Annotated in this window: 3 protein-coding genes; all 3 read left to right on the top strand. The window is 52.6% G+C overall.

Going from position 1 to position 2665, the window contains the following annotated elements; genetic code table 11:
- Positions 1 to 693, top strand: a 693-nt coding sequence (locus F464_RS31275; RefSeq protein WP_232429053.1) for a hypothetical protein, incomplete at its 5' end; no start/stop codon positions are given.
- Positions 694 to 907: 214 nt separating this feature from the next.
- Entirely contained in the window at positions 908 to 1711 is an 804-nt protein-coding gene (locus tag F464_RS31270) for a hypothetical protein (protein WP_232429052.1), read from the top strand.
- 94 nt (positions 1712 to 1805) lie between these two features.
- Entirely contained in the window at positions 1806 to 2495 is a 690-nt protein-coding gene (locus tag F464_RS0127580) for a hypothetical protein (protein ID WP_018993098.1), read from the top strand.
- Positions 2496 to 2665 lie beyond the last annotated feature (170 nt).

The following is a 2665-nucleotide window of genomic DNA, read 5'->3' as shown; positions in this document are numbered from 1 at the left end:
CACTTCAGATTGAGCTTCAGCAATTCAATCTTGGCACTTCGATGCCGGGCGGCAAAGGCCGCCGGCGGAAGTGGGAAGTCCCTTTGTAGTCAGTCGAGCGGACCTGCGCAAAAAGCCGCGCGGGCCGCTCACTTCCACGTTAGGCTTAATAAAATGAAGACCGCTCGGTGGTTGCTGCAGTTTCCTGTATTTGCTATTCACCCCTTAAGCGCAATGCAAAAGAAAGCTGTTTGGTTCCTGTTGGGCACAAGTCTCATTGGGCTGCCCGGCGCGGCCTCAGCTGAGAACGATTCCTGGGTCGGGCGCTATGCCGCGAATTGGATACAAGGCTCGTCCGGCACAGAAGGGGAAGTCTCGATAGCCCGAGCGTCGGATGCGGCCCCCTCCGCGGTGGTTGGCAAGCCCGACACTGATCTGGCGCGCTGGGAATTCTCGTCGCTCGGCAAAAATACGATCATCGAACTGCGCCGCTTTCTTCCGCACGAGTATGAGGGATTGCACACCACAGGTTCCACCGAATGCCTAAGCGGAAGCTATGTCGCCGTGTGCCGTGCGACGCCAGGAACCACCGTATCGTTCGATGGCGGTGGGGCGTTGCCAGAAAAATTTGTGGTCCGCACAGGCTATTTCGGTATTTTTATACGAAATGGAGCGGCGGCTTTTGAACTTACGAAACAGAATTCGACGCCATGAGCCTGCACGTGCCTAACGGGTCCGTCAACCGGACCGTCAAAAAGCTGCGCTTTTCGCCGTCCGGTTACGTTCAACGTTAGCCGCCACGGGAGCCATGCACATGTTCGGATTGAGCCTTCTTAGACGCCTCCCACCGCGCCTAACAGCGAACTTCTTCTACTACGGCATCCCGGTTCTGCTCCTACTTCGGTTCCTAGTAGGAACTGTTTTCGGAGTGCTCCTTACATCGGTAACTCTGTACTGGCTTATGTGGCTAGCTGGAGATTCAAAACCGTTTACGCTTGGGCAATTGGTCTTATGGCTTGACGCACAGCCGACAGAGTCAAAGACAGCAGTCGTCACCTCACTTCTAACTGTCCTCGGCTTTCTTGTCGCGTTTCACACGGCAACTCTCAACTGGAAAGCAGAAGCCCTTGCCAACCTAAAAGCGCATGTCGCAGGTGAAATTGAACTGTTCTTCACCGAGGCCTCGCGCTTGATCGTAGATGCGCAAATCTATGTGCGCTCACTCGTCGAGGCCGTAAATGCGGTGCAAGCTCAAGGTCCAACGTTCGATGCAGCCTTCAAGGTCGAACGGGCGATTGAGAAAGCGGGAGACTTTCTTGCCGTGCGCGATCGCCTCTCGGCTATGTCGGTGGAGGTTCACGGGATATCCGGCCGTCACTACTCCATTCTTTCAACTATGTGGGGCGCATCAAACGCACTCGAGGAGTGCGCGACGGCATTCACAGAAATGACCAAGCACATGTGGGTTCAACTTCCAAGCATTGAAGAAGATCATCCCGATCGACTTGCCGAGTTCCTTCGCTTGGTCAACGTATCGGAATGCTCCAACTTCGTTGCTTGCTGCGAACGCAACTACGGATTTATCAGTGGAACGACAGGCGGTCTAAGAGGCGCACTTTTAGCACCTCTTGTGGGTTTCAACCTATCCTCCGTACTCAGCCTCGCCGGCAAGCGTGCCACTTTTATCGAGGCGCTTGCCAAGGTTCGGGAAGTCCACCGACGTGGCGGCTAACCCTTCAATCGAGAGGACGTGCCCCGGCAGGCCGGGTCACGCCTCTCATCTCAAACGTTAGCCGTCTTATCTCTACCAACCATCGAGATATGGAATGAAAAACCTTGTCTTTATCGTTCTCCTAGTAGTTGGAACAAATGCCCTCGGACAGGTGACACCAAAAACAGCAAAATCGCCTACAGAGTTTGTCCCTGTCGGACATATTGTTTTCCAGCAAATTCAGGGAGACCTAAACAAAGACAAACAACTGGATTACGTTCTAATTATCAAGGGTACGGATAAAGCCGACTTCGTCAAGGATGAGTATCGCGGGGAATTGGATCGGAACCGAAGAGGGATCATCATTGCACTCAAAAATAATGATCGTTACGAGCTTGCGCTGGAAAATCGCGACTGTTTTTCATCTGAAAATGAAGATGGCGGCGTTTACTTTCCTCCTGAACTCGACGTCTCTATAAAGAAAGGCAATCTACTCGTTCACTACGCGCATGGCAGGTATGGTTATTGGACGTACAACTTTCGGTATCAGAATTCCGATTTCGAGCTAATTGGTTACGATAGCGATCAGAGTCGTGGGCCGATAACTGAAAAATCGGTCAGCATCAACCTTATGACGAAGAAGATGTTGATAAAAGAAAACGTCAATCAAGACGCAGAGGAAGGCGGAGACGAAAACTTCAAAGAAACATGGAAGAAATTCAGCCTCTCAAAACCTATAAAGCTGAGAGACATTGCTGACTTTGACGGCCTTGACGTGACGAGCTTGCTTGGGTCGGTCAAGTGACTAAGAGGCGAACGGCTAACCCATCCATCAACACGGACGCTGCGCGATGATGCCGCGCAGCGCCGGTTATGTCAGACGTTAGGCGCTCGATTTATGGCTGCTGTTACCGCCCATATTTATCGCACCTTTCTGTGCGCGCTCGCTATGTTCTTGTGCGCGCTCGCCGGCGG

The organism is Aromatoleum toluclasticum ATCC 700605 (assembly GCF_000378245.1).
In the GTDB taxonomy this organism is placed as follows: Bacteria; Pseudomonadota; Gammaproteobacteria; order Burkholderiales; family Rhodocyclaceae; genus Aromatoleum; species Aromatoleum toluclasticum.
The sequence above is the reverse complement of the archived record's forward strand: the minus strand, read 5'-3'. Positions and strand labels throughout refer to the sequence as shown.

What these genes read in the sequence shown, in the direction of transcription:
- F464_RS0127580 (WP_018993098.1), top strand. Translation starts at nt 1,806, where the DNA reads ATGAAAAACCTTGTCTTTATCGTTCTCCTAGTAGTTGGAACAAATGCC.